The sequence below is a fragment of the Shewanella psychropiezotolerans genome (genome assembly GCF_007197555.1).
Classification (GTDB): Bacteria; Pseudomonadota; Gammaproteobacteria; order Enterobacterales; family Shewanellaceae; genus Shewanella; species Shewanella psychropiezotolerans.
In genome coordinates, this window is the sequence record NZ_CP041614.1 from 3,772,479 (window position 1) to 3,797,386 (window position 24,908).

Genomic DNA, 24,908 nt, shown 5'->3' on the forward strand with positions numbered 1-24,908 from the left:
TGCCTTCGAGCATGGCTTTTTTATTCTCTTAAGGCGGAATATTTGTTAGTATTCGCGACCGAAATTCAATCTAAAACAACATAATTACAACAGAGGCTAAATGTTCGATCTTATTCGTCACAAAACTGCCAGTCATAGGGCCGATCTATTATCGGGCATAACTGTCGCACTCGCACTGGTCCCTGAAGCTGTCGCATTTGCTTTTGTCGCCGGTGTTGAGCCTATGGTGGGCCTCTATGCCGCTTTCATCATGGGTCTTATCACCGCACTCATAGGTGGACGTCCGGGCATGATCTCAGGTGCTACCGGCGCTATGGCCGTCGTCATGGTCGCCTTGGTCGCCGAGCACGGAGTAGCCTACCTCTTCGCCGCGGTGGTGTTAGCCGGTATTATCCAGGTCTCGTTTGGCCTGCTCAAGCTAGGTAAATTTATCCGCATCGTGCCCTATCCTGTGATGATAGGTTTCGTCAATGGCTTAGCCATCGTCATCTTCTTAGCCCAATTGGGTCAGTTTAAATCGCCGGATATTAATGGTGTTATGGCTTGGTTACCCAAGACCAACTGGCTCTGATGATTGGACTGGTGGCACTCACCATGGGCATCATACATTTCTTGCCTAAGCTAACCACAGCCATCCCCTCCTCTCTCGTTGCTATCGTCACTGTTACCCTGATGGTGGTTTTCTTAGAGCTAGATACCCGCACCGTATTAGATTTCTTAAAATCCATGAGTGGTGATGAGAATGCAACCATAGCCGGAAGTTTACCAAGCTTCTCTATCCCTGCTGTAGCATTCAATTTAGAGACCCTGTATATCATTCTGCCCTACTCTCTCATTCTTGCCGCCGTCGGCTTAATCGAGTCTCTGCTGACACTCACGGTGATCGATGAGATGACCAACACCCGCGGTAAAGGTAACAAGGAATGTATCGGCCAAGGCGTTGGTAACATCACCAGTGGCTTCTTCGGCGCCATGGGTGGTTGTGCCATGATTGGTCAGTCTATGATCAACATCAACTCAGGTGGACGCGGTCGCCTATCGGGTGTTACTGCGGCCCTGACGTTGCTTGGTTTCATCCTGTTCGGTTCGGCTATGATAGAGATTATCCCACTGGCAGCTCTAGTTGGTGTGATGTTTATGGTTGTGCTGGGTACCTTCGAATGGGCCAGCTTTAAGGTGATGGGTAAAGTCCCTAAACATGATGCCTTCGTCATCATCTTGGTGACTGTTGTCACTGTGTTTACCGACTTGGCATTTGCCGTGTTCGTTGGTGTCATAGTCTCTGCACTGGTCTTTGCCTGGGAACACGCTAAGCATATCAATGTTGAGATAACTGAAGATGCTAATGGTTGGAAAGTTTATAAACTTAACGGTCCTCTGTTCTTCGGTTCTGTGGCTGATTTCTTAGAGCTATTCCACAACAATACCGATCCTGATGACGTGATAGTCGACTTCCAAAATTCACGCGTATGTGATCACTCGGCGCTAGATGCCATAGATACTCTGGCAGATAGATATGTAGCTTCGGGTAAGAAATTACACCTACGTCACTTGAGTAATGACTGTAAACAGTTATTGCATAAGGCGGGAGATCTTGTCGAAGTTAATCTCATCGAAGATCCTCACTACAAGATTGGCGACGATAAGCTAGATTAATTTTCGTCAGCCAAGTCTGAACTCCAGACATGAAAAAGGCGAGCTTAGCTCGCCTTTTTCATGTCTGGAGCAATGTCATTTCAACTTATCAGCAAAAGCAGCCCTAAATTTCTCTACTTTAGGCCTCACAACCATCTGACAATATGCTTGCTCACCGTTTTGCTCGAAATAATCATTATGGATATTCTCTGCACTATAGAAGGTATTAAAACCAGAGATCTCTGTGACTATCGGCTTAGACCAGACTTTAGCTTGAGTTAGCTCTTCTATCATCTGATTAGCAAGCTGACTCTGCACTTCATCATGGGCGAAAACAACCGAGCGATATTGTGGACCCACATCATGACCTTGTTGATTCAAGGTAGTTGGATCATGACCCTGCCAAAACACAGCGAGCAATTCCTTAAAGCTGATGACTCTTGGGTCAAACTCGATATGAACGACTTCTGCATGGGTTGTCATACCCGAGCAGACGGCTTTATAATTTGCGCTCGCCTCATCACCGCCGCAATATCCAGACTGAACTGAGATAACCCCTCGAAGTTGGGTGAACATAGCTTCGAAGCACCAGAAGCATCCCCTCCAAGCGTCGCAAACTGATATTTGTTTAGCTCATCGGCTGCAGAATGAGCCTTGAACACCATAGAAACGGAATTAACGCAGTGACGAATATTGTTCTCGGTTAAATACTCCCCTTCAAACACATGGCCCAGATGGGCATCACACTGAGCGCAGACTATTTCGACTCTCTGACCATCGGCATCGGCAATTCGTTTGACGGCCCCTTGGATCTCGTCATCGAAGGCGGGCCAGCCACAATGGGCATTAAACTTATGTTCAGATAAATACAGGGGCGCTTCACAACGTTTGCACACATAACTCCCCTGAACATCATGCAGGTGGTACTCCCCGCTAAAAGGCCGTTCGGTGCCCTTTTCTTCAATCACATGTCGTTCAAAATCGGTGAGTTCACGCATACTTGTTACTCTTAATTCGCTGTGTAGATTAGACCTGAGATCTTCATCTTCTCTTTCAAATATAAACGACGCAAGACAAACCGCAATTTATTGTCTGTTCTGCGAATTTTTTGAAACTATTTTTATCTTAGCTGTTCTTGCTTATGCCTTTATTCTTAAATTATTATTTCCTATAATGTTCGGTGCTTATCTCTTTAAAAAACAATGATGAGGTGATTTCCATCACACTTAATTGCCCCTTAGCCCTAGCCTAGATAAACTAGGCTTGGGTTTATCAATTATAAAAAGTTAAGAAGACTGAGATGAAATTAGAAACAATCGATTATCAAGCACCCGATAGTGCAGTAAAGTTCGTCCAATCATTAAGAGATACTGGCTTTGGCGTACTGGCTAATCATCCAATTGATAAGGCCTTAGTAGAAAAAATATACACAGAGTGGCAAACCTTCTTCAACAGTGAAGAGAAACATGACTTTCTGTTTAAACCTGAAACCCAAGATGGCTTCTTTCCAGCTGAAGTATCCGAAACGGCTAAGGGCCACACGGTTAAAGATATCAAGGAGTATTACCATGTCTATCCTTGGGGACGTATTCCTGAATCCTTGAAAGAGAACATCTTAGCTTACTATCAGCTCGCCAATGAGCTTGCTGAAGAGTTGCTTCAGTGGATAGAAGAGCATTCACCTGCAGATGTTGCGGTAAACTACTCCATTGCCTTACCTAAGATGATTGAAGGCAGTCATAAGACCTTGCTACGCATATTACATTACCCGGGAATGACAGGTGATGAAGAAGTTGGGGCTATCCGCGCCGCGGCTCATGAAGACATAAACCTAATCACCCTGCTACCCGCGGCGAATGAACCAGGTCTTCAGGTGAAAGGCCAAGACGGCGAATGGATTGACGTACCTTGTGATTTTGGCAGCCTAATCATCAATATCGGTGACATGTTGCAAGAAGCTTCCGGCGGTTACTTCCCATCTACCACTCATAGGGTGATCAATCCAGTGGGCACAGATATGTCCAAGCCTAGGGTATCATTGCCGTTATTCTTGCATCCTAACCCAGAGGTTGTGCTCTCTAGCCGTTACACGGCAGACAGTTATCTTATGGAGCGATTGAGAGAATTAGGTGTGATCTAAGCGCTACTCCAGTGACTTTCCATAAAAAAGCGCCTAAGGGCGCTTTTTTAATGAAATTTTCCCCTAACAAGGTAAAATCCCTACATCAAAACTAATACAGAGCAATAAAATGGCTATTCAGTGGTATCCCGGACATATGCATAAGGCGCGTAAAGAGATCGAAGAGGTCATGCCTCAGGTCGATCTTGTGATCGAGGTGCTCGATGCGAGGATCCCATACAGCAGTGAGAATCCTGTCGTTTCAACACTTCGTGGTGACAAGCCCTGTATTAAGCTATTAAACAAGTCAGACTTGGCCGATCCTGAAACCACTCAAAGATGGATAGAGTATCTTGAGCGGGAGCAAGGCGTTAAAGCCATGGCTATCACTACTTTGCAAGCCGCTCAAGTGAAGAAAATCCCCGACCTATGCCGTAAATTTGTCCCTAGTCGGGATAAACTCGAAAAAGATATTCGTACCATGATCATGGGGATCCCAAATGTGGGTAAATCCACCATCATCAATACTCTCGCAGGCCGTATGATTGCCAAGACAGGCAACGAACCCGCAGTGACAAAAGTTCAGCAGCGTATCAATTTAAGAAATGGCATCGTCTTGTCTGACACACCCGGCATTCTCTGGCCTAAAGTCGACAATGAAAAGAGCAGTTATCGTCTGGCCATCACAGGTGCAATTAAAGATACCGCCATGGAATATGAAGATGTCGCCATGTTTGCTGCCGAGTACTTTTTAAAGGCCTACCCTGAAGCGATTGCCGAGCGTTATAAACTTAAAGAGCTACCCGATACCGACATCGAGTTATTAGAGGCCATAGGCCGAAAAAGAGGGGCACTGCGCCCAGGTGGACGTATCGACTTGCATAAGGTATCTGAATTAGTCCTTCATGAATTCCGTTCAGGAAAAATTGGCCAACTTTCATTAGAAACCCCCGAAATGGCTGAACAAGAAAAAGCTGAAGTCGCGGTGATAATGGCAGAAAAAGCCGCTAAAGATGAAAAGAGGAAAGAAAAGGAAAGACTTAAGCTTGCAGGAAAGCGTCATAGATAATCCATAACAGCCTCCTCTTTGATGTGCTTGGGAACAGCCTCCCAAGCACATATATCTTGTATCAAGCCAACAAACACGGCTTCGGCACTGGGCGAGCGACATATGCTATACCAACCCGATTAAATATGTGATCGTTCAGCGGGAGTTCAAAGTGCTGTAGGCAAGGCGGATGTTTGAAGCTAATAGTTATTCTATATCGAGAACATGTAACGCAGCATAAAGTGCTTTGAAACCCGCACTACGTGAGCCACTCAGACATTCCACTTCTGTGTTGCACTGACTTAAAAGGGAATAACCATTTCTACATCAATGCGCCTTGAATTGAAAAGCCTGAGTGGCTCTGAAATGAGTAAATATTTAATGAGGTTGGTATTACCCATACAGACAAACAAGACACTTTCAATATTCATTTAATGTAAATGGCCTTTTAGTTATATTTATTCAATGGACCTTACCCTAAGAAATCGAGCAAACCTAGGCGTTCCTTTCTGGGTAAACCCAGAGTACTGATAGGTGACAGTCGAGCCAATCTCAGGTGGATATCTTCTCTCTTTCATACTAAAGCCTGTACCGAGTTTGAATCTGACTCCTTGCTGATTTTCAACAAGCAAAGACCCCATCACACCTTGCAGCTTCCCCTTACCCGCCTGATAAGCAATGACTCTTGCTTCTGCATCATAATAAGGTTTAAGTTTAATCAGGTTCAAGTTCCGACCGGCGACATACAATGAACTAAGCTTATGCAACATCAAGCCTTCGCCGCCGTCGGCTACTACTTCAGTGAACCAGGTATCAAGCTGATGCTGATTATCAAATCTCTTCTGCTCTATCAGCTCTAGATACTCAGTTCCAAAGTTCAAATCTTTGTTTGCCGTGGCATATCTTTCGACAAAAGACCCCGAATGAGATGGCAGATCGAACACCATAAACTTAACCATTCGCCACTGTGCATCGATAGGCTCTTTTCTTCTCGCCAGAGATGACATCTGCTCGAAGGTTCCTCTTCCCATCCACAGTTCACCGTCTAAAGGGTAAGTAGGAAAACCGTCGACAAACCAGTCAGGTACAGCAATTAATCGACCGGATCTAGAGTTCATCTGACGTCCATTCCAATAGCCTCTGACCCCATCAAGTTTTTCACTGACCAGATAACCTGATACGGGACCTTCCATATCTGTGTGTACTGCCAGTTGGATATTAGCAGGCATGGGGTTGGATAGGCTAAGTGGTGGGTATATAGCAGTGCCACAGAGGATAAAAATCAGTACTGAATACGTTAAAATGTGTCTATACATGGAGCGCTCCTTCGTCTGGTTTGAGCAGGTTAAATCCTTTAACCTGTGGTAACGACTTTATTTATACAGATTGGTATTACAATAAATATCAGTGTAGAACATGAACCAATTTAATTGAAATAGGTCTCAAATATTCCAAGTGATATACTCTGCGCAAATTTAGCTAACATCTTTAGCAATCAGTTTATCAATTTGATAACAATACAGACTTTTACCTCTACAAGAGCGGGTAAAGTCTTAGACGGAAAATTATGAAACCAGAAAACAATCATGGTATAAAGCGAATTATTAGGGCTACAGGCTTCTCAATGAAGGGGCTTAGGGCTGCCTGGGTTCACGAAGCAGCATTCAGGCAAGAACTCATGTTAGCCATCGTCATGTTGCCAATCGCAGTATTAGTGGATATCGCGACTCTTGAGAAGCTATTGCTTATCTTTAGCCTCTTTATCGTACTTATCGTTGAATTGTTAAATTCTGCCATCGAAGCGGTCGTCGATAGAATAGGCGATGAGATCCATACCTTAAGCGGACAAGCCAAAGATATCGCCTCTGCGGCGGTATTTATGAGCCTGGCTCTGTGTGGAATCACTTGGGCGGTAATATTGGGCAGCAGATACCTTTAATTATCAGCTATCTCAGTAACAAGTTTCACTCCAACAGTTCTATTGCAATATGTAGCCAGTTGGAGTGCAGACTTACCTTCAGCATCTGTCAGACACTCCCAATCTATACACTTAATATTGCAGAATATAGTCTTCTGTATCTGTCAGACACTTCCAGTCTAAGCCTTAATATTACAGAAAATACCGCCTTTCTCTTACACGAGAAATAGCAATGACTCCAAGGATATAGAAGATTTAGCTGAATCTGAACAGGGGTAAATCCCACATAAAGAAAACAGAATCCACACTCTTTTTAGACATTTATTGATACAAATCATTCACAAATAGACGCAATCTGCTACTATAGTATTACTAAATGATTCGAATCCAATAGAATCAAGTACTTATAGTTATAATAAATTTTGACGGAGTCGCCTTTGCTCAAAAGATTAGGCATCTCATTTTCATGTCTTTTGGCCGCTTGCCAAACATACGCAGCTGATAATGATCAGGCTTTGCAAGATTTTGCATCTATAAATGATCTAGATAACCAAGTTGTGCTCAGAATAGGTGGATTTTACTCCAACTCCAATTCAAGCATGGATGTAACGAATCCCATATTAGGTCAGGACTTTAAGATCGATTTCGAAGAAGATCTTAAGCTTGAAGAATCTCAATTTTTACCTTTCTTTGAAATGTTTTACCACTTCAATGAGCGACACAGCCTGTATATCGACTGGAAGCAGTTGCATCGAACAGCTGAAATTCAGGCGATCACCACACCATTCCAGGTAAACTTCGAAGATAAAGTCTACGACATAAAAGCGGGCGCTAAGCTTAAAACCACCTTAAATATGGATATCGCCAGATTAGGTTACGGCTATAACTTCTACCAAGGGAATAACTACAATCTAGGCCTGTCTGTGGGCTTACATACCATGTTTATCAAAACGGGGTTTGAGGGTGATATTGGTGCCTGCATCGAACAAGACCTTGTGCTCAAATGTGATCAACAACCTCTCGACAGAGCCATTGATGAGAGTGTCACCGCTCCCCTTCCCGATATTGGCCTTTACGGTGACTATGAATTTAGCCCGGGATTCAGATTCACTGCTCACGTGCAATATTTTTATATCAAGCTTGATGATCTCAAGGGTAGCCTAGTAGACATACGTGCAGGTGTAGAAGCCGAGATCACAGAAAACTGGCACATGACAGCGGCATTTAATTATTATGAAGTTGATGTCGATTATACGCAAAGGACAAATGTCGGTGATATTCATGTGGCCGATTACAACCTCTACTATAGCTTCATAGGGCCTATGCTATCTGTTAGCTATCGTTTCTAAATAATACATCGGAGTGAATCGAGAAACGACTCACTCCGACTCAAGCTCCCCTCGTCAGCCCTTAACCATAAAACTGATAACACACCAGAATCGCCGCGATAATCCCCGCCAAATCGGCCGTTAAACCACAGAACAAGGCATGGCGTCCATTGCGTATGCCTACGGCACCAAAATACACGGCCAATACATAAAAGGTGGTTTCGGTGCTGCCTTGAAATACTGCCGCCAAACGGCCAGCGAAGGAATCTGCGCCATGATGTTCCATGGTTTCTAACATCATGGCCCTTGCACCTGAGCCACTAAAAGGCTTCATTATCGCGGTAGGCAAGGCATCGACAAAACGTGTGTCTCCGCCTACCACAGAGACGATGACGGAGATGAGGTGTAGCAGGTAATCCAAGGCTCCAGAGGCGCGAAGTAGGCCAATCGCCAATAACATGGCCAACAGGTAAGGAATGAGTTTTATCGATTGAGCAAAGCCTTCTTTGGCGCCTTCGATAAATTCATCATAAACCGCGACCTTACGCATGCCTGCGACCAAGATAAAACTAAACACCAATATCAATAAGATACCATTGCCCATGGCCGTGGATAAGGTGCCTATCGCCGTTGTCGTCAAGGTGCCTAAATAGAACACCAGTGCCGTGATTGAGCCAAAAATCAAGGCTCCATAGCCCATAACAACGGCATTGAGTAAGGATAAGCGCTGAAACAGCGCCACCACAAGCACTCCGACAATCGTGGAAGCCGATGTCGCCAGTAAGATTGGCAAAAAGATATCGGCTGGCGCCTCAGCCCCTTGCTGGGCTCGATAGAGAAAAACGGTAACAGGCACTAAGGTCACTGACGAGGTATTCAATACCAAAAACAAGATCTGGGCGTTTGTCGCCACCGTTTTATTCGGGTTTAAGGTTTGTAAATCCTGCATCGCCTTCAAGCCCAGGGGCGTTGCCGCATTATCTAACCCGAGCACATTGGCGGTGAGATTCATGGTCACACTCCCATAGGCGGGATGGCCCCTCGGCACTTCTGGCATCAACCTAGATAGAAGAGGTTCAAATATCCTGGAAAACACACTGACAACCCCGGCTTTCTCCCCCACACGCATCAGCCCCATCCATAAAGAGAGTACGCCGATGAGACCAAGCGCAATTTCAGCCGCTAGTTTAGCGCTGCTAAATAACGCCGTCACCGATGCCGATAACACCTCAAGATTACCATTGAATAACTGAATACAGATGGCAAACAAGGCGGTGACAAAAAAGAAATACCAAATTCGATTTAACACAGAACTTCCTTAATAGGGCGAAACAAAATAACCAAACATCATCTACAGGGCTCACTGAATAATCGAGATTATTAAGCTACAGATCCTGAAATCTTGAGCTTAACCCGGACTCAAGCTAGGCTGCTCTATGGTATAATCACGCAAATTTCAGCTCGTCACCATGCTTTTTATTAGCATCTGGCTCAGTACATGGTTCAAAAGATGGCCCTTATAAATCAAGATTTTATCGATAGCATAACTCAAGACATGCCTGCTCATCTCTCTATGGATGACTTTGTTCAATACAGTAGCCGTCCATTGAGAGCCTCGATCCGCGTTAACACGCTAAAAATATCGTCGGCCAATTTTATCGAACTCATGCAGCCTAAGGGCTGGACACTCGAACCAATTCCATGGTGCTCGGATGGCTTCTGGATATCCCTCGACAGAGAAGTCCAATTAGGCAACACCATAGAACATCTTCAGGGTCTATTTTACATTCAAGAAGCCAGCTCAATGTTGCCACCAACGGCACTATTTTCCCAGCTAAATGAAACAGATAATGCCACAATTCTCGATATGGCTTCGGCCCCTGGGTCCAAAACAACACAGATAGCTGCCTTAATGAACAACTCTGGCTTGCTTATCGCCAACGAATATTCTTCGAGCCGGGTAAAAGTGTTACATGCTAACGTTCAGCGCATGGGGGTCAGTAATACCGCCCTCACCCATTTCGATGCTCGGGTCTTCGGTGAATATCTCTATGCCACATTCGATGCTATCTTGCTCGACGCCCCCTGTAGCGGTGAAGGCACCATACGAAAAGACCCTTCAGCGTTAAAAAATTGGAGCCTGGAGTCGAGCCAGTCGATTGTTGCGACGCAGAAGGCCTTGATCGAATCTGCTTTTCTGGCCTTAAAAACCGGTGGAATTCTGGTGTATTCGACCTGTGCACTCAGTCGATTTGAAAACCAGGAAGTGTGTCAACATTTAAAGGCTATGTACCCCGATGCAGTCGAGTTTGAATCCCTCAGTGATCTGTTTATCGATGCAGATAAGGCCTGCACGGAAGAAGGTTTCTTGCATGTCTGGCCACAGATCTATGACAGTGAAGGCTTCTTCGTCGCAAAAATAAGAAAAACAGCAGACATTAACAGGCAAGTTGCCGAGCCAAGAAAACAGAAAAACTTCCCCTTCACTCAGATATCCACTAAAACAGACACTGAGTTAAGGGCATATTTTCAGGATACCTTCGCCATTAAACTGCCAAGCCAGAGCCAGATAATGGTGAGGGAGCAAGAATTTTGGTTGTTTCCTGAAAAAATGCAGAACTTGATTGGTCGGATGCGATTTCAGCGTATAGGCATGAAAATCGCCGACGCCCTTAAGCATGGTCTTAAGGCACAACACCAGGCAATACTGGCATTTGGTGCGGGAGCCAGCATGGTTGAGCTGTCACAAGCTCAGGCAAAAGAATATCTAATGGGACGGGATATTCCCTTGGAAGCAGGCCTTAAGCCACGCGGAGAAGTGATTGTTAGCTACCATAACAGTCCGTTAGGCCTGGCGAAACATCTTGGTAAACGATTGAAGAACAGCTTACCCAGAGAGTTAGTCAGAGACAAGATCGTCAATTCTGATGCAAGCAAAGCTCAATGACATATTTACTTACAAACATGCATTAATAATATTGCATATAAGCGCTGCAAGCCGGTTATGTCGACTACACTATTAGCCAGAGAGTTAATTCCTAATGAGGATCTCAACAGTAGCGCACGGCTCTTTAGTTAGAGCCATTCCCCTGGACCCAGAACAATCGGAATAGTTTTGGGTCTTTTTTTGCCTAAAATTCGAACTTATCTCGGCTAATACCAATCGGTATAATATTAACGTCCGGCTAACTTAGCCGCATCGGTGAACAAGTTGAAGAAGTTATCTGTAGTATATTGGGCCAACTCTTCATAAGACTCCCCTCTCAGCTCTGCGATAAACTCGGCGACATCACGGACAAACGCTGGTTGATTCTCTTTACCTCTATGCGGCACAGGAGCTAGATACGGAGAATCAGTTTCAACCAACAACCTATCTTTAGGTACCTTTCTCATCACAGTGCGTAAATCGCCCGCATTCTTGAAGGTTGCAATGCCAGAGACTGAAATATAAAAACCCAGATCAATCGCCGCTTTGGCCATCTCCCAGTTTTCAGTGAAGCAATGCAACACGCCGCCGACCTTATCGGCATGACCGTTTCTTAAGAAATTTAGCGTGTCTTCCCTGGCATCTCGGGTATGTATGATTAGCGGTTTATTAACTTGCACCGCGAGTTCGATCTGCTGCTCGAAACATTGCTGTTGCAGTGCTTTGGTTTCATTGGCATAAAAGTAATCCAGACCAGTCTCTCCGATAGCGACAACCTTAGGCTCTTTAACAAACACATTGAGCTCAGTGGTATCCAGCCCCTCCTGCACATCCAAGGGATGTACGCCGGCAGAGAGGAACACTTGATCAAACTCCGCCATCTTATCTCGCATGGAAATAAAACCTTGTTGACGCACATTCACGCACAGGAAATAGTCAACATCCCTGGCTTTTGCATCACTGATGATCTGTTTGAGTGATTGGTGATCGGGCGCGGCTTTTAAACGGTCGAGATGACAATGAGAATCAATGAGCACGTGAATTTCCAGCAGAGTGATAGATCTAAAAAGGAGTCAAAGAATACAGAGCTATAAGGCAAGGGTCAAATTAAGATGCCAGTTCTAATACCAATCGGTATAAAGAGGCTTTAGGGAGGAATTCTGGAGATTTAAAGGTAAAGACGAAGAGATCACATGGTACAGGTCAAGTCTCCGGAGGCAAGTTCACGGGCTAAGAGGGTTTCTATATGCTGCTTATGTAATTCTGCATCGGACAGGATCTTGATACCAATTCCCGCCGGGCGGCCGCCAGATGCACCTAGAGGATTAATCCAAACCACCATGCCCTGAAACTCATGTCTGTTGAGCGAGCCAGGAAGTTGGTAAGCTATAGTTAACTCTTGGCCCAGATAGTGGCTTTCACTGGTCGCAATGAATAGACCCGCCGGCTGAATAAACGGCATATATGCGCGATAAAGCTGATGTAAGGTATCAAAATTAACAACTAGGTCTATCATAAAACGGCTATCTCGTTAACTTATTATATTCTAAGATAAAACCATTAAAAAGAGCTAAGTAGTTTACATTCGGCATGACACTCAACTTATGGTAGGTATCCATGACCTTCATTCCAAATTCGGTTACTTTGACTCTCAACAATGCGTCTAAATCTGCCTGTCTTATCAATTTCTGCCTCAAGATTAAATACAAAACCTTAAGTGCATCAGATGCTTGCTTTTCATTAACACTAATTAAACTAGCACAGAGGTGACCGGAGGACAAACTTTGAGCCCAGCCTTTCCTAAATTGTAGCAGTTGCGCGTATCGTTCGCTTTCTAGCGCGAGAGCCAGCTCCAGCGGGCCTCCCATCACTGGCAAACACCAAGTCACATCAGTTGCAGACCCGGACTCTGTCGATAACCAGAGCTTGATCTCCTCCATGGAAGGCGGCTCGAAGTGAACCTGCTGACAACGGCTCTTAATCGTTGCCATCAGTCTGCTTGGGGTATCAGACTGCAACAGGAGTAAGGTATCTTTCCCAGGTTCTTCCAATGTTTTCAATAATGCATTGGCCGATGCCTGATTGAGCTGTTCACTATGGTAGATCACAGCGACTCTGCGTCCACCTTGCTGCGATGTCATCGTCAGCTTTTGACACAGTTCGCGTATCTGATCGACCTTAATCTGATTACCGTCAGCAGTGATTCGATAGAGATCCGGGTGCGTGTTGCCATCCAGTAACTGACAGGCCTTGCAAAAACCACAGGCTCCCAGCTCACCCGGACTCTGGCACAGGGCAGCTTTCGCTATTTCAAGTGTTAACTCCTCCCCGCCATAACCTTTATGCACGCCCACTAAGTAGGCATGGCCTAACAACCCGTTCTTTATCTGTTGAGTAAAGTCACTTATCGGGGCCGCGAGCCAGGAGATATTTTGCATTACCAATCCTGAGTCTGTAACAAGGCTAGAATATCTTTATGCACTTCGGCCATAGTCTGCCCGGCATCGATGACGGCTATAGTGTCGTCTTCTGCGGCAAAAGATAAGAAAGTTGCCCGTGCACGTTCGAAGAAATCCAGCGCCTGCTTCTCTATCCGATCTAACTCGCCCCGTTTAGCCGCACGCTGCAATCCTTGCGCCGGATCGATATCTAGATAGATGGTTAAATCTGGTTTAAAATCGCCTAATGTCGCCTTACTCACGACTTGAACTAAGGGCATGAGTCCACGGCCTCCACCTTGGTAGGCCAGCGATGAAAGGTTGTGTCTGTCACCCAACACCCAGGCTCCACGATGTAATGCAGGCTTTATCACATTAGCAACCAATTGTGCTCTGGCAGCATAGAGCAAGAGGCACTCGGCTTCATCACACAAGGGATCGGTTTCATCGGCAATCTTGACCAAATCTCTCATGCGCTCGGCCAGCGGCGTTCCACCCGGTTCACGGGTACATACAGGCACTTGACCCGTATGCTTCTCGATAAAATCACGAACAAGAGATATCGCGCTAGATTTACCCGCGCCTTCTAATCCTTCGATAACAATAAATTTGCTGTTGTTCTCTCTGTTCATCGGTTTCTCTGATATTTATTTACGGCACGATTGTGCTCAGATAGTGTTTTGGAAAACACATGACTGCCATCATTTTTAGACACAAAATAAAGGTAATTAACGTCGGCAGGCTGCGCCGCAGCAATAAGAGATGCCCCACTAGGCGCGGCTATGGGAGTCGGCGTCAAACCTTTAATTCTGTAAGTGTTGAAAGGCGTCTGCTCTCGTAATGCTTTACGGGTGATATCTCCCTGATAACTGTCCCCCATGCCATATATCACAGTAGGATCCGTTTGTAGCCGCATGCCCTTGTTGAGTCGATTGGCAAACACGGCGGAGATCCATGGGCGCTCACTGGCTTTACCCGTTTCTTTTTCTATGATTGACGCCATGATCAAGAGTTCATATGATGATTTGAGTGGCAAGTCTTCGGCCCGCTGAGCCCAAGCTTTATCTAGCTCCTGCTGCATTTTGTGATAACTTTGCAGCACAATTGAGTTTATATTGTCACCCGCAACATAATGATAGGTATCGGGATAAAATTTACCTTCTGGTAAACCTGATTCATCGCCGTTGTCACTCAAGACCTGGGTAAAAACACCCTCATCATATTGGCTGTGAGGTAAGGCTTGGAGTATTTGGGTCCACTCCTTGATATTTTGCCCTTCAATCAAGGTAACGCTAAATACCTTCTCTTCGCCTTTGACTAATTTGGTCAACAAGTCAGCAACTGATTCACCAGGCTGCAGCTCATAGAAGCCAGAGCGGATCTTGGCTAGCTCAGGTTTTAACTTAACCAGTGCCTTTAATTTCCAACCTTCGGCAATGAACTCTCTTTGCTCTAATGTTGAGACTAAGTGTGAGAAGGAGGTTCCCCTCTTCAACACTAGCTCTTGTGGCTCAGTCACATTTAAGGGAGAAAGGCTATAATCCATGATCGTTTTATAACCCCAAACACCCAAGCCAGCGGCGAGAGTGAGCAAGGCAAAACAGCTAACAGTCAGTGTAATTATTATTTTTTTCATAATGTAAGTTGCAGTATTTGCCTTAGCTGGTGAGTAAAGTCGGCATGAGTGAAGTGAACATCATCGACGTTATTGATATCAAGTATACCGACTAAGCTGTTAGTCATAAATACATGTTGATAATGGCGCAAGTGTAAATAGGGGATAGGACGAGCTTCAACATCATACCCAGCCTCGAGCAACGCATAGATGATTTGCTCACGCATCACACCGGCAACACCTGAGCGTGATATTGAAGGGGTCACAATATGCTTACCCGTGACAAAAAACAGGTTGGCCATCGAAGACTCGACGATATTATCCAAGCCATCGAGCACTAACCAATCTTGATAACCAGCAGGTAAGGTTTCCGACTTGATCAACACTTGCTCGAGACGGTTGAGATGCTTTATACCCGCGAGTCTCGGCTGCTGAGACAGTTTAATCGGTGAACGGGTTAAGGATATCCCGGTTTTTTGCCAGCTTGCATAGTGAGTGGGAATAGCATGGAGCGAAATAACCTCAGTTATCTCACATGTTACGGGAGCCCCATAGCCTCGGCCTCCGGCGCCGCGGCTCAATAACAGCTTTAAGCAGCCAGTCACTTGGCTTTTGGCCAGGTGCTTAACCTGTGTCACTAACGCCAAAGAAGGAGACCAAGAGAAACCTAAGCGTGTCGCACCTTGAGTTAGTCTGTCGAGGTGCGCCGATAAGAAAGCAAGCTGACCTTGTACTATTCGCATGGTCGCGAAGAGTCCATCACCATAAGCCAGGCCGCGATCCAGTGGTTCTATATGACCATTAAGCTCGCCATTAACCCAAACTTTTGTCACTTGCTCAGTCATCGTTTTTCATCAGTTAACTATCCAGCCCGCAGTGGTTATTTATCTTGGCTAATAAGACTGGCAACGGCGGCTTGCTGATTCTTATATTTAGCATTTTTACGCTTATTATAAGGACGGGCAACAGGCTGATTTAAGCGCTCGAAATTGAGTGCTCCTATGGTCATTTCTGGGCGTAAGGCCAAGGGTAATTTACCGCTATTAAAAAATTCCAGCACTATCTTGCCATGCCAACCGGGATCGATACGATGAGCCGTGGCATGAACCATTAAGCCCAGACGCGCGAGGGACGAACGACCGTCGAGCCAGCCCACGATATCAGCAGGCAAGGTGACATATTCATGAGTCACAGCTAGGGCAAGCTCCCCGGGGTGCAGGAAGAAGGCTTCCCCAGGAGGTATGACTATCATGTCACTCATGACGCGATCCAGAGATTCCTGTACGTCTGCCGTAGGACCACTGAGATCGATAAAAGGCGCGGTATGGCCCTTAAATACGCGGAACTGATCGCCAAGTTTAACGTCGATACTAACACCACTTATCGCCTCTTCCGATGGGCGGGGTTCAATCATAATCGTGCCGTCATCTAAACAAGCTTCAATCTCTGAATCGGTTAAACGCATTTCGATCTTACTCCTGACTATTGTCTGTTATGCATGACCTCTGACGTTTACATATTTAAACTTAGTAGAGGTAAACAAGATGTAGGGCAACTCTTTTAATCGAGTTAAATATCTAAAAGGTGCTGAATTCTGGTCTTCAAAATATCGGTCGCGATACGATTCTTACCGCCACGAGGCACGATAATATCGGCATATTGTTTAGACGGCTCAATAAACTGCAGAAACATAGGACGAACGGTTTCAGTATATTGTGACATCACAGATTCCATGGTGCGACCACGCTCGGCAACGTCACGTTTCAAACGACGCATAAAACAGATGTCCAGCGGCGTATCCATAAACACGCTGGCATCCATCAAGTCGCGCAAATTAGGATCGGTCAGTAGTAAGATCCCCTCTAAGATGATCACCTTCTTCGGTGTCATCTTAATCGTTTCAGCCATACGCGTGTGCTCGCTATAGCTGTACTTAGGGATCTCAACCGCTTCACCCGACTTCAATGCTATGAGATGACGACACAAATGCTCATGATCTAACGCTTTGGGATGATCGTAATTGGTCTTTACCCGCTCATCCATGGATAAGTGACTCTGATCGTTATAGTAAGCATCTTCGGCGATGACTCCAATCTGATCTGTGCCTAGATCCCGGCACAGCTCCTCATAGATAGTTTTAGCAATTAAACTTTTACCCGAGGCCGAAGCCCCCGCGATAGCTATGATGACACACTGAGAATTCATGCTAAAACCTTATTCGTCTTCTGAAATACTGATTGATAAACTAGATGTAGCTTTGGTGAGCGCCAGTTGCGCGCCTACTTTACGAGCAACCTCACGATAGATTGCCGACACATCACTGTCGGGATCGGCAACGACCGTTGGCACGCCCTTATCAACATCTTCACGTATGTTGAGCTTAAGTGGCAATTCACCTAATAGGGGGACATGGTAACGCTCGGCCATCTTGCTGCCGCCATGGCTGCCAAATGGATGTTCTTTATGGCCACACTCACTGCAGACATGAAAGCTCATGTTCTCGACGATACCCAGTACAGGAATATTCACCTTCTGAAACATGTTGATGCCTTTCTTAGCATCGGCTAAGGCAATATCCTGGGGAGTCGTCACTATGATGGCCCCTGTGACGGGCACCTTCTGTGACAAGGTGAGCTGAATATCGCCGGTTCCCGGTGGCATATCGATAATTAAATAATCGAGTTCAGGCCACTGTGTCTCATTGAGAAGTTGAGCGAGTGCGCCTGCCGCCATAGGACCACGCCACACAGCGGCCTCTTCTTGACCAAGCATAAATCCAATCGATTGCGCCACAAGGCCGTGAGCCTCTGCAGCAGTCATCATCTTGCCATCGGGAGACACAGGTTTAAAATCGCTAACTCCCAACATCAAGGGAATAGAAGGCCCATAGATGTCGGCATCTAAGATGCCCACCTTGGCGCCTTCGGCGACTAGCGCTAAGGCTAAGTTAACCGCTGTGGTCGATTTACCCACCCCACCTTTACCCGACGCTACCGCAATCACTTGCTTCACATTAGCAAGAGGTTCGACGGCGCCGATGGCAGAGATAGCAGCCGGTTGAAAATCGATTTCACATTCGACTTCATCGATAGCATCTAACACGGCCAACTTCTTGGTGATGGCCATCACAGTGTCGCGGTATTGAGTCATACATGGGTAAGGGTAGACAAGCCCGAGAAGCAATCGCTTCCCCTCGATGTCGAGTTTGTGAACACATCCGGCACTGACTAAACCTTGTGCTAAATATGGATCTTGATAAGCGTCTAAGATGGCCAAAACAGGCCCAAGAAGATCGTCACTGAGACGATAGTGCTGAGAAGCTGAAGACAAAAGTGCTACCCCCTATAAATAATTTGTCCAAGTGTACCAGAAATCGGGGTAAATATTCGGGTAGTTTTAACCCACTTAAACTCACTTTTGATGAAACTCTCAGAAGGATCGGTTAGTATCTATGCCATTCTTTATGGGCCCCTAACTGATTTTGAGACAAGATGGCAAATTCACAACGTAAAATCCTAGTCACCAGTGCACTTCCCTACGCCAATGGACCTATTCATTTAGGCCATATGCTCGAATATATCCAGACTGATATCTGGTCACGATTCCAAAAACTTCGTGGCCACGAATGTCACTATATATGTGCAGATGATGCCCATGGCACACCAATTATGCTTAAGGCTCAACAGCTAGGCATAGAGCCGGAAGAGATGATTGCTCAGGTGAATAAAGAGCATCAACAGGATTTTGCTGACTTCAATATTCAGTTCGACAACTTCCACAGTACCCACAGCGTTGAGAACCGTGAATTAGCCAGTGAGATATACCTCAAACTGCGCGACTCAGGTTACATTGAGACGCGCACTATCTCTCAGTTATTCGACCCTGAAAAGTCTATGTTCTTGCCAGACCGTTTCGTAAAAGGCACTTGCCCTAAGTGTAAGAGCGAAGACCAGTACGGTGATAACTGCGACAACTGCGGCGCAACCTACAGCCCAACAGACATGATTAATCCCAAGTCTGCCGTCTCAGGTGCTACCCCAATCATGAAAGACTCGGAGCATTTCTTCTTCGACCTGCCGGCTTTTGAAGGCATGCTCAAGGAGTGGACCCGTTCTGGAGCCTTGCAAGATGAAGTGGCCAATAAGCTAAACGAATGGTTCGAACAAGGCCTGCAACAGTGGGATATCAGCCGGGATGCGCCTTATTTCGGTTTCGAAATACCCGATGCTCCAGGTAAGTATTTTTACGTCTGGCTAGATGCACCTATCGGCTACATGGGCTCATTTAAAAATCTGTGTGATAGACGTGAAGACTTAAACTTCGATGATTTCTGGGCGAAGGACTCAACCGCCGAAGTTTATCACTTCATAGGTAAAGATATCATCAACTTCCACAGCTTATTCTGGCCAGCCATGCTTGAAGGCGCAGGCTACCGTAAGCCGACCCATGTTTATGCTCATGGTTATGTGACGGTCAATGGCGCTAAGATGTCAAAGTCGAAAGGCACCTTCATCAAGGCCCGTACCTATCTGGATAACTTAGACCCTGAATACTTGCGTTACTACTACGCCGCTAAGCTGAGCCACCGCATCGACGATCTCGATCTTAACCTCGAAGATTTCGCGCAGCGAGTCAACTCAGATCTCGTGGGTAAACTGGTCAACTTAGCATCACGTACCGCTGGTTTTATCACTAAACGCTTCGATGGCAAGCTGGCGAACGTTGCCGACACCACGCTAGAGCAAGTGTTTCTAAGTAAACAAGACGTCATAGCCGACCTCTATGAGGGCCGTGAATTCGGTAAGGCCATGCGTGAAATCATGGCACTGGCCGATTTGGCTAATGCTTACGTTGCCGATGCAGCGCCTTGGCAGTTGATCAAGCAAGAAGATAAGCAAGAGGAAGCCCATCAGGTTTGTTCTAACGCACTTAACTTGTTCCGCATCCTGGTGACTTACCTCAAACCTGTACTGCCAAAATTGGCAGACGATGTTGAAGCCTTCCTGCAATTCCCTATCACTTGGGATAACTTGAATGCCGACCTGGCAGGACATGAGATAGCTAAATTTAAGGCCCTAATGCAAAGGGTAGAGATGAAAAGCATCGAAGCTATCATAGAAGCCTCGAAAGAGAATTTGCTCGTGACTACCGATACGCCAAAAACAGCGGATAGTGCAGCAACAGCAAGTAAAGCAGACTCTAATGATGCTCCAGCGAGTGGCAACCACTTAGAAGACGATCCTATCTCGGCAGAGATAAGCTTCGAAGACTTCGCCAAAATCGACCTGCGTATCGCCCGTATCGCAAAAGCCGAGCACGTCCCCGAAGCGAACAAGCTGTTGAAGCTGCAGCTAGACCTTGGCGGCGAGACTAAACAAGTGTTTGCTGGTATAAAGTCGGCCTACTCTCCTGAAGAGCTCGAAGGCAAGCTTACTGTGATGGTAGCCAACCTTGCACCACGTAAGATGCGTTTTGGCATCTCGGAAGGCATGGTAGTTGCGGCGGGGCCAGGTGGTAAAGACTTGTGGATCTTAGAGCCTCATGAAGGCGCACAACCGGGTATGCGCGTTAAGTAAACTTAACGCTATGTCTCAAAAATCAGGCCGTACTCAGTGCGGCCTTTTTTATTTCTGCGTTAGAGACTTATATGGATAGATCTTACTCTATCGGCAGTTTATGATCCCTGCCCCACTGTGCCCAAGAACCATCGTAAAGGACATTGTGATGATAACCCGCCTCTACCGATGCCAAGATCAAAATGCAGGCGGTGATCCCTGATCCGCAGCTGAAAACACGCTGAGTGTCTTGCTCATTTGCAAGTCCAGCAAAAATCTGTTGTAGTTCTTCTGCGGTTTTTAGACCATGGCCAGCTAAGACTTGAGAGAAAGGAAGATTGACAGAGTTTGGGATATGACCGCTGCGTACGCCTTCTCTGGGCTCCGGTGCCTGGCCTGAAAAACGCCCCGCTCCGCGTGCATCGAAAATACTCGTCTCTTTATCCGACAGCTTATCCAGCAGGTAAGTTGAATCACATACCCAAGCATCCTGCACATTCACCTTAAGCTCACAGCCACTCTTTATAATTGAATCGACTGACGCTGAATCGACTAGCATTGAAGATGAAAAACGTTCAGCAGTCACTCTGTTATCGGCTAACCATTGAGGTAAGCCGCCATCGAGCACATAAACATGATCAAACCCCATCACCTTGAAGATCCACCAGGCCCTGGGAGATGAGTAAATACCTTGATTGTCATAAATCACCACCTGACTAGTCTGAGTAATTCCTAGTTCAGAGGTAATTTCAATAAACTGCGCTGTCGTTGGAAATGCATGAGTCTGGTTTGATGTCAGATCGCAAAGTTCATTTTCGAGATCGAGTTTCTTGGCACCAGGAATACAGCTGAATGTATCATAGAGGATCGGTGATTTTCCTACGACCTTTTCCATGCTCGCATCCAGCACGATGAGATTATCATTATCCAAGTGTTGTTCGAGCCACTGCGCCGTGACCAGAGGAGACGTTATCGTTTGTTTCATTCAATTCTTCTTTTATCTAATCTAATGAGTAAACAGATACTTAAGTGGAATATCTGAGCGATAATGTGCGCCTTTAGATAAACGCATCGACTTGAGCAAGGGCCATATGCAACAGGGGGAACGGCTTACCTTGGCTATCCGTTGGTGAACGTCCCACAAGTTTAAACCCAACATGCTCATAAAACCCTAAAGCTTGAGGGTTTTGCTCGTTTACATCCACCTTAGTTGCGCCCTGATATTTAACCGCATAAGTCACTAATGCTGCGCCTATGCCACAGCCCATACTTTGAGGCGCAATAAATAGCATCTCAATATTACCATCAGCAACACCACAAAATCCCAGGATGTTCCCGGCTGTATCCTTGACGCATCGCAAATCGACAGCATCGAAGTAGTGAGCCAAAATTAATGGCTTCAAAGCAGCAATATCTTGCTCACTCAAGAAGTCATGACTCTGGCGCACTGAAGTCTCCCAGACCTTAAGGAGAACTTCATGGTCTGTTTTTATGGCTGGTTCAATTTTCATATCGTGATTGGACTCATTAGGCATTCAAATAATTCGTATCATTACATCTTCATCTGCACCAGTTCCGATACTTCCAGGGAACCACCAATATCAAGGAAGGGACAAGCTTTCGCATGGCCCAGCGCCTCTTCCATGGACTCAACCTGGATAAGGGTAAATCCAGACATATTTGTCGTACCACCACTGGTCACCGAACCATCAGAATTAACGGTATGAACCTGTTTCAAAGGATTGGCAGGACTCAGCGCCGCACTTCCCAGTGAGGCTAACCAAGTCTTATATTTTGCAAAGTGCTGCTTGCCCTCTTCAGGGGTCGAAGGTGGATTACCACCAAGGTAGGTGATCATATATTGAGGCATAAGGGGATCCTTCCTTGAGCGTTAACTATCCACTCTAGTATAAAAAGCATCAAATCAAAAGCTTGCCATCACCACTCATTTCACAATCTAAAAGCACTTAAATACACCGAGGCCAAACACAAGTCTTCAAACTGGTTCTTCGATTGATAGTGGTTGCAAAATGTATAGGGCTCCACCAAAGCATCAGTAAATAATCAGTCAGACCAATGAAAAAGAGAGCGACCAAGTAAGCAGCTCCCTTCATGGAGTCTACGAAGGGGAACCCTAAAAATATCGGTGAATAGAAAGACAACCACTGCAGAAAGCTGTACAGATTTGACACTCTAAACTAAAAAAACATGACGCCAAAACCTGTCACAGCGTTAATTCCCTATTGAACAGGTACTCCGGAGGCCTGCCATGCACCTGTGTTATAAAGCGGCACGGTCGATAAGGCGTGTTTATGGCTACCTTGAGTCTCTTTGGTAGAATATGAAAGATACAGTAGTGTTTGGTTTTCTGCATCATAGATGCGGCGCACTTTCAGCGATTTAAACAAGATACTCAATGATTGCTTAAAGATGACTTCACCATTCTTACTCTTATCGATAGCCGCAATTTCTTGCGCCGATATCGGACCGGTCTGACGACACGAGATGCTCATATCCGATGGATCGGCTAGACTCAGGTTCGCTTCTATACGGCTAATATGACAAGTGACGCCCGGGAGTTTTGGATCATGACGTGCATCTATTATCACATCTTTAGTGGTAAACAAGCCCAGGCTAACCTTGGCCACATCGTCGCCGCCACAGGCTGTGAGGCAAAACAAGATAAACCCTGCTGCGATGACTTTCCCAGACATTATTCCAGGCATAGCTCCAAACTGGTTTCCAATTTTCATTTTTTCTCCTCTTTAAATACTCTCTGTGCCCAGCGGGTTAAGCCTGCCGTGACACTGCCGAAATGGTCGCCGACAACAATCGGGATCTCCGGATGTAAACCGGCAATTTTATCGTAGATAGCCGGACTTCTTGCAGTACCGCCTGTCACATAGATGACATCCGGCGACACACCTGCCACGTTAAGTGCTTGCTGCATCAAGGACTGTATTTTGGCGCTGGGTACGGCAATGGCCTCACTAAACAATTTTCGGCTCACCTCGGCGTTAAGCTGTGGGCAGATATAATCTAATTTAGATGTGACCGAATCTGCATCTGTTAACCCTATCTTAGCCTGCTCAGCACTGCGAACGATACGGTAACCTAACTGCTCTTGCTGAACCTTGAGTAACCTTTTAAGTAACTCAGGTTTTTCGGCATCATGAATCAAGTCTTCTATCAATTTACGTGAACTCAGTGACACGAAGTCTCGTTGTGCACTGATATCATTAACTGCAACGGCATTCCAAAATGGCTTGCTCGGCACAGGCAGGCCGTTAACCATGTGGCAGCCCAATCCGAGATGGCTCATAAAGGCTTTCATCGATAGGGCAATATCCAAATCATTGCCGCCCACTCGTTGCCCGCTATGACCTAAGAAGTCCTGACTGCGTTGACTGGTATTTATATGTGACGGTCCCATTCGCACCACTGAGCAATCTGTGGTACCGCCGCCAACATCGACCACCAGCACCACCTTATCTTCAGTCAGGCTCGCCTCATAATCCATGCCCGCTGCTAGGGGTTCAAACAGAAAGTCTACATCGGTAAATCCGGCTCGTTTCGCCGCTAACCTCAATATCGACTCGGCCTGTTGATTACTTTCTTCACCACCTATGGCCTGAAAATTAACGGGTCTGCCAATAACTGCATGGGTTATCACGCCTTTATTATTGAGCCCGGAATCAGACTCGGCAATCGACTTTACATGTAGCATCATCATGGTGACGATATCTTCAAATAAGGCGATTTGATCGACTCTGAGTCCACTGGCACCCAGAAACGATTTTGGCGAGCGGACATAAAATCCCTCTTCGGGCATATCTAAGTAGGCCTTGACTGCTTGTTCGCCGACAAATACCGCTTGTTCATCACTATCGAGATCTAGTTCACGACGTGCTTGCTGTGCTCGGCTAAGTTGAGCACCACGTAATTTAGCGAAGTTGGCTCTTAAATGCTGCGGCATCTGTTGGTACACAGCTTCGGCTATAAGCTCCCTGTCTAGGGCATAAAGCGTCGAGGTCAGATATTTCGAATCCGCCGACAAGGGTAATAATCGTACATCGTTCTCATCCATGACACCTATGGCACAGTTGGCACTACCATAATCAAAACCAACAAACATTCACTCGCCCCAAAAATTTAAATAATCGGTTAAACAGAAAAAATTAACAGATAAAGATAAAAAGCCGTGAAAAATACCACAGATTGTGAGGAGTAAAAAGCGGAATCATACCAATCGGTATAAGAAAGTGGCCAACTCAGAGTTATTTTTGGCTGTATAATTCAAGGCGGATGAGTGAGGGAATGGTATCC

The 24,908-nt window shown here is 45.9% G+C and carries 22 protein-coding genes and 2 pseudogenes; 7 read left to right on the plus strand and 17 right to left on the minus strand.

The genetic code is table 11. The features are described from left to right. The first annotated feature begins 100 nt into the window (after positions 1–100). Positions 101–1,656, plus strand: a pseudogene (locus tag FM037_RS16785) (SulP family inorganic anion transporter). 75 nt (positions 1,657–1,731) lie between these two features. On the opposite strand, the pseudogene FM037_RS16790 reads toward FM037_RS16785, so the two are convergent. Beyond that, positions 1,732–2,633 (minus strand): annotated as a pseudogene (locus FM037_RS16790) (bifunctional methionine sulfoxide reductase B/A protein). A gap of 302 nt (positions 2,634–2,935) precedes the next feature. Between FM037_RS16790 and FM037_RS16795 the strand changes: the two are divergent. Both FM037_RS16795 and ylqF read left to right on the plus strand, forming a co-directional pair. Continuing rightward, on the plus strand, positions 2,936–3,775 hold the full coding sequence (locus FM037_RS16795; protein ID WP_144046911.1) for an isopenicillin N synthase family dioxygenase: 840 nt from the start codon (positions 2,936–2,938) through the stop codon (positions 3,773–3,775). Between the two features lie 109 nt (positions 3,776–3,884). Next, on the plus strand, positions 3,885–4,823 hold the full coding sequence (gene ylqF / locus FM037_RS16800; RefSeq protein WP_144046912.1) for a ribosome biogenesis GTPase YlqF: 939 nt from the start codon (positions 3,885–3,887) through the stop codon (positions 4,821–4,823). 437 nt (positions 4,824–5,260) lie between these two features. Here the strand turns inward: ylqF and FM037_RS16805 are convergent, their stop codons facing one another. Beyond that, the gene (locus FM037_RS16805; RefSeq protein ID WP_144046913.1) at positions 5,261–6,118 is read right to left on the minus strand and encodes a DNA ligase; all 858 of its coding nucleotides are present in this window, start codon (positions 6,116–6,118) and stop codon (positions 5,261–5,263) included. A gap of 251 nt (positions 6,119–6,369) precedes the next feature. On the opposite strand from FM037_RS16805, the gene FM037_RS16810 reads away from it, so the two are divergent. Together FM037_RS16810 and FM037_RS16815 are read left to right on the plus strand one after the other, a co-directional pair. After that, positions 6,370–6,741: a diacylglycerol kinase gene (locus tag FM037_RS16810; protein WP_144046914.1), complete on the plus strand. Its 372-nt coding sequence runs from the start codon at positions 6,370–6,372 to the stop codon at positions 6,739–6,741. 494 nt (positions 6,742–7,235) lie between these two features. After that, positions 7,236–8,069: a DUF481 domain-containing protein gene (locus FM037_RS16815; RefSeq protein WP_227993344.1), complete on the plus strand. Its 834-nt coding sequence runs from the start codon at positions 7,236–7,238 to the stop codon at positions 8,067–8,069. A 61-nt stretch (positions 8,070–8,130) separates the two neighbouring features. On the opposite strand, the gene FM037_RS16820 is transcribed toward FM037_RS16815, so the two are convergent. Further along, entirely contained in the window at positions 8,131–9,357 is a 1,227-nt protein-coding gene (locus tag FM037_RS16820; protein WP_144046915.1) for a nucleoside recognition domain-containing protein, read from the minus strand. A 201-nt stretch (positions 9,358–9,558) separates the two neighbouring features. On the opposite strand from FM037_RS16820, the gene rsmF reads away from it, so the two are divergent. Next, positions 9,559–10,995 (plus strand): 16S rRNA (cytosine(1407)-C(5))-methyltransferase RsmF, encoded by a 1,437-nt coding sequence (rsmF, locus tag FM037_RS16825; RefSeq protein WP_144046916.1) that lies wholly within the window; start codon positions 9,559–9,561, stop codon positions 10,993–10,995. Positions 10,996–11,222: 227 nt separating this feature from the next. Here the strand turns inward: rsmF and FM037_RS16830 are convergent, their stop codons facing one another. The 9 genes from FM037_RS16830 to apbC form a co-directional block, all read right to left on the minus strand. Then, on the minus strand, positions 11,223–12,011 hold the full coding sequence (locus tag FM037_RS16830) for a TatD family hydrolase (protein WP_144046917.1): 789 nt from the start codon (positions 12,009–12,011) through the stop codon (positions 11,223–11,225). 152 nt (positions 12,012–12,163) lie between these two features. Next, positions 12,164–12,490 (minus strand): PilZ domain-containing protein, encoded by a 327-nt coding sequence (locus FM037_RS16835; protein WP_144046918.1) that lies wholly within the window; start codon positions 12,488–12,490, stop codon positions 12,164–12,166. Between the two features lie 7 nt (positions 12,491–12,497). Beyond that, on the minus strand, positions 12,498–13,412 hold the full coding sequence (gene holB, locus FM037_RS16840) for a DNA polymerase III subunit delta' (protein WP_144046919.1): 915 nt from the start codon (positions 13,410–13,412) through the stop codon (positions 12,498–12,500). Continuing rightward, complete coding sequence (tmk, locus tag FM037_RS16845) at positions 13,412–14,044, minus strand: dTMP kinase (protein WP_144046920.1); 633 nt, start codon at positions 14,042–14,044, stop codon at positions 13,412–13,414. Before tmk ends, holB begins: the two co-directional genes overlap by 1 nt. Further along, positions 14,041–15,048 carry an endolytic transglycosylase MltG gene (gene mltG / locus FM037_RS16850; RefSeq protein ID WP_144046921.1) on the minus strand — a complete coding sequence of 336 codons (1,008 nt, stop codon included), beginning with the start codon at positions 15,046–15,048 and terminating at the stop codon, positions 14,041–14,043. Before mltG ends, tmk begins: the two co-directional genes overlap by 4 nt. Beyond that, on the minus strand, positions 15,045–15,872 hold the full coding sequence (gene pabC, locus FM037_RS16855) for an aminodeoxychorismate lyase (protein WP_144046922.1): 828 nt from the start codon (positions 15,870–15,872) through the stop codon (positions 15,045–15,047). The genes mltG and pabC overlap by 4 nt, the downstream gene beginning before the upstream one ends. 35 nt (positions 15,873–15,907) lie before the next feature. Continuing rightward, complete coding sequence (gene dcd, locus FM037_RS16860; protein WP_144046923.1) at positions 15,908–16,492, minus strand: dCTP deaminase; 585 nt, start codon at positions 16,490–16,492, stop codon at positions 15,908–15,910. A 104-nt stretch (positions 16,493–16,596) separates the two neighbouring features. Continuing rightward, complete coding sequence (udk, locus tag FM037_RS16865; RefSeq protein ID WP_144046924.1) at positions 16,597–17,232, minus strand: uridine kinase; 636 nt, start codon at positions 17,230–17,232, stop codon at positions 16,597–16,599. A gap of 9 nt (positions 17,233–17,241) precedes the next feature. After that, positions 17,242–18,357 carry an iron-sulfur cluster carrier protein ApbC gene (apbC, locus tag FM037_RS16870; protein WP_144046925.1) on the minus strand — a complete coding sequence of 372 codons (1,116 nt, stop codon included), beginning with the start codon at positions 18,355–18,357 and terminating at the stop codon, positions 17,242–17,244. A gap of 161 nt (positions 18,358–18,518) precedes the next feature. On the opposite strand from apbC, the gene metG reads away from it, so the two are divergent. Continuing rightward, positions 18,519–20,603: a methionine--tRNA ligase gene (gene metG, locus FM037_RS16875; RefSeq protein WP_144046926.1), complete on the plus strand. Its 2,085-nt coding sequence runs from the start codon at positions 18,519–18,521 to the stop codon at positions 20,601–20,603. 82 nt (positions 20,604–20,685) lie between these two features. Here metG and FM037_RS16880 read toward each other — a convergent pair whose 3' ends face one another. The 5 genes from FM037_RS16880 to yegD form a co-directional block, all read right to left on the minus strand. After that, complete coding sequence (locus FM037_RS16880; RefSeq protein ID WP_185977080.1) at positions 20,686–21,555, minus strand: sulfurtransferase; 870 nt, start codon at positions 21,553–21,555, stop codon at positions 20,686–20,688. 85 nt (positions 21,556–21,640) lie between these two features. Then, positions 21,641–22,093: a GNAT family N-acetyltransferase gene (locus FM037_RS16885; protein ID WP_144046928.1), complete on the minus strand. Its 453-nt coding sequence runs from the start codon at positions 22,091–22,093 to the stop codon at positions 21,641–21,643. A gap of 41 nt (positions 22,094–22,134) precedes the next feature. Continuing rightward, positions 22,135–22,452, minus strand: coding sequence for a YciI family protein (locus FM037_RS16890; RefSeq protein WP_144046929.1), 318 nt, complete (start codon positions 22,450–22,452; stop codon positions 22,135–22,137). A 370-nt stretch (positions 22,453–22,822) separates the two neighbouring features. Continuing rightward, positions 22,823–23,296, minus strand: a complete 474-nt coding sequence (locus FM037_RS16895; protein ID WP_144049007.1) for a CreA family protein — start codon at positions 23,294–23,296, stop codon at positions 22,823–22,825. 35 nt (positions 23,297–23,331) lie between these two features. Then, positions 23,332–24,717, minus strand: coding sequence for a molecular chaperone (gene yegD, locus FM037_RS16900; RefSeq protein ID WP_144046930.1), 1,386 nt, complete (start codon positions 24,715–24,717; stop codon positions 23,332–23,334). Positions 24,718–24,908: the final 191 nt, after the last annotated feature.

What these genes read in the sequence shown, in the direction of transcription:
- FM037_RS16795 (WP_144046911.1), top strand. Translation starts at nt 2,936, where the DNA reads ATGAAATTAGAAACAATCGATTATCAAGCACCCGATAGTGCAGTAAAG.
- ylqF (WP_144046912.1), top strand. Translation starts at nt 3,885, where the DNA reads ATGGCTATTCAGTGGTATCCCGGACATATGCATAAGGCGCGTAAAGAG.
- FM037_RS16805 (WP_144046913.1), bottom strand. Translation starts at nt 6,118, where the DNA reads ATGTATAGACACATTTTAACGTATTCAGTACTGATTTTTATCCTCTGT.
- FM037_RS16810 (WP_144046914.1), top strand. Translation starts at nt 6,370, where the DNA reads ATGAAACCAGAAAACAATCATGGTATAAAGCGAATTATTAGGGCTACA.
- rsmF (WP_144046916.1), top strand. Translation starts at nt 9,559, where the DNA reads ATGGCCCTTATAAATCAAGATTTTATCGATAGCATAACTCAAGACATG.
- FM037_RS16835 (WP_144046918.1), bottom strand. Translation starts at nt 12,490, where the DNA reads ATGATAGACCTAGTTGTTAATTTTGATACCTTACATCAGCTTTATCGC.
- holB (WP_144046919.1), bottom strand. Translation starts at nt 13,412, where the DNA reads ATGCAAAATATCTCCTGGCTCGCGGCCCCGATAAGTGACTTTACTCAA.
- tmk (WP_144046920.1), bottom strand. Translation starts at nt 14,044, where the DNA reads ATGAACAGAGAGAACAACAGCAAATTTATTGTTATCGAAGGATTAGAA.
- mltG (WP_144046921.1), bottom strand. Translation starts at nt 15,048, where the DNA reads ATGAAAAAAATAATAATTACACTGACTGTTAGCTGTTTTGCCTTGCTC.
- pabC (WP_144046922.1), bottom strand. Translation starts at nt 15,872, where the DNA reads ATGACTGAGCAAGTGACAAAAGTTTGGGTTAATGGCGAGCTTAATGGT.
- dcd (WP_144046923.1), bottom strand. Translation starts at nt 16,492, where the DNA reads ATGCGTTTAACCGATTCAGAGATTGAAGCTTGTTTAGATGACGGCACG.
- udk (WP_144046924.1), bottom strand. Translation starts at nt 17,232, where the DNA reads ATGAATTCTCAGTGTGTCATCATAGCTATCGCGGGGGCTTCGGCCTCG.
- metG (WP_144046926.1), top strand. Translation starts at nt 18,519, where the DNA reads ATGGCAAATTCACAACGTAAAATCCTAGTCACCAGTGCACTTCCCTAC.
- FM037_RS16885 (WP_144046928.1), bottom strand. Translation starts at nt 22,093, where the DNA reads ATGAAAATTGAACCAGCCATAAAAACAGACCATGAAGTTCTCCTTAAG.
- FM037_RS16890 (WP_144046929.1), bottom strand. Translation starts at nt 22,452, where the DNA reads ATGCCTCAATATATGATCACCTACCTTGGTGGTAATCCACCTTCGACC.
- FM037_RS16895 (WP_144049007.1), bottom strand. Translation starts at nt 23,296, where the DNA reads ATGTCTGGGAAAGTCATCGCAGCAGGGTTTATCTTGTTTTGCCTCACA.
- yegD (WP_144046930.1), bottom strand. Translation starts at nt 24,717, where the DNA reads ATGTTTGTTGGTTTTGATTATGGTAGTGCCAACTGTGCCATAGGTGTC.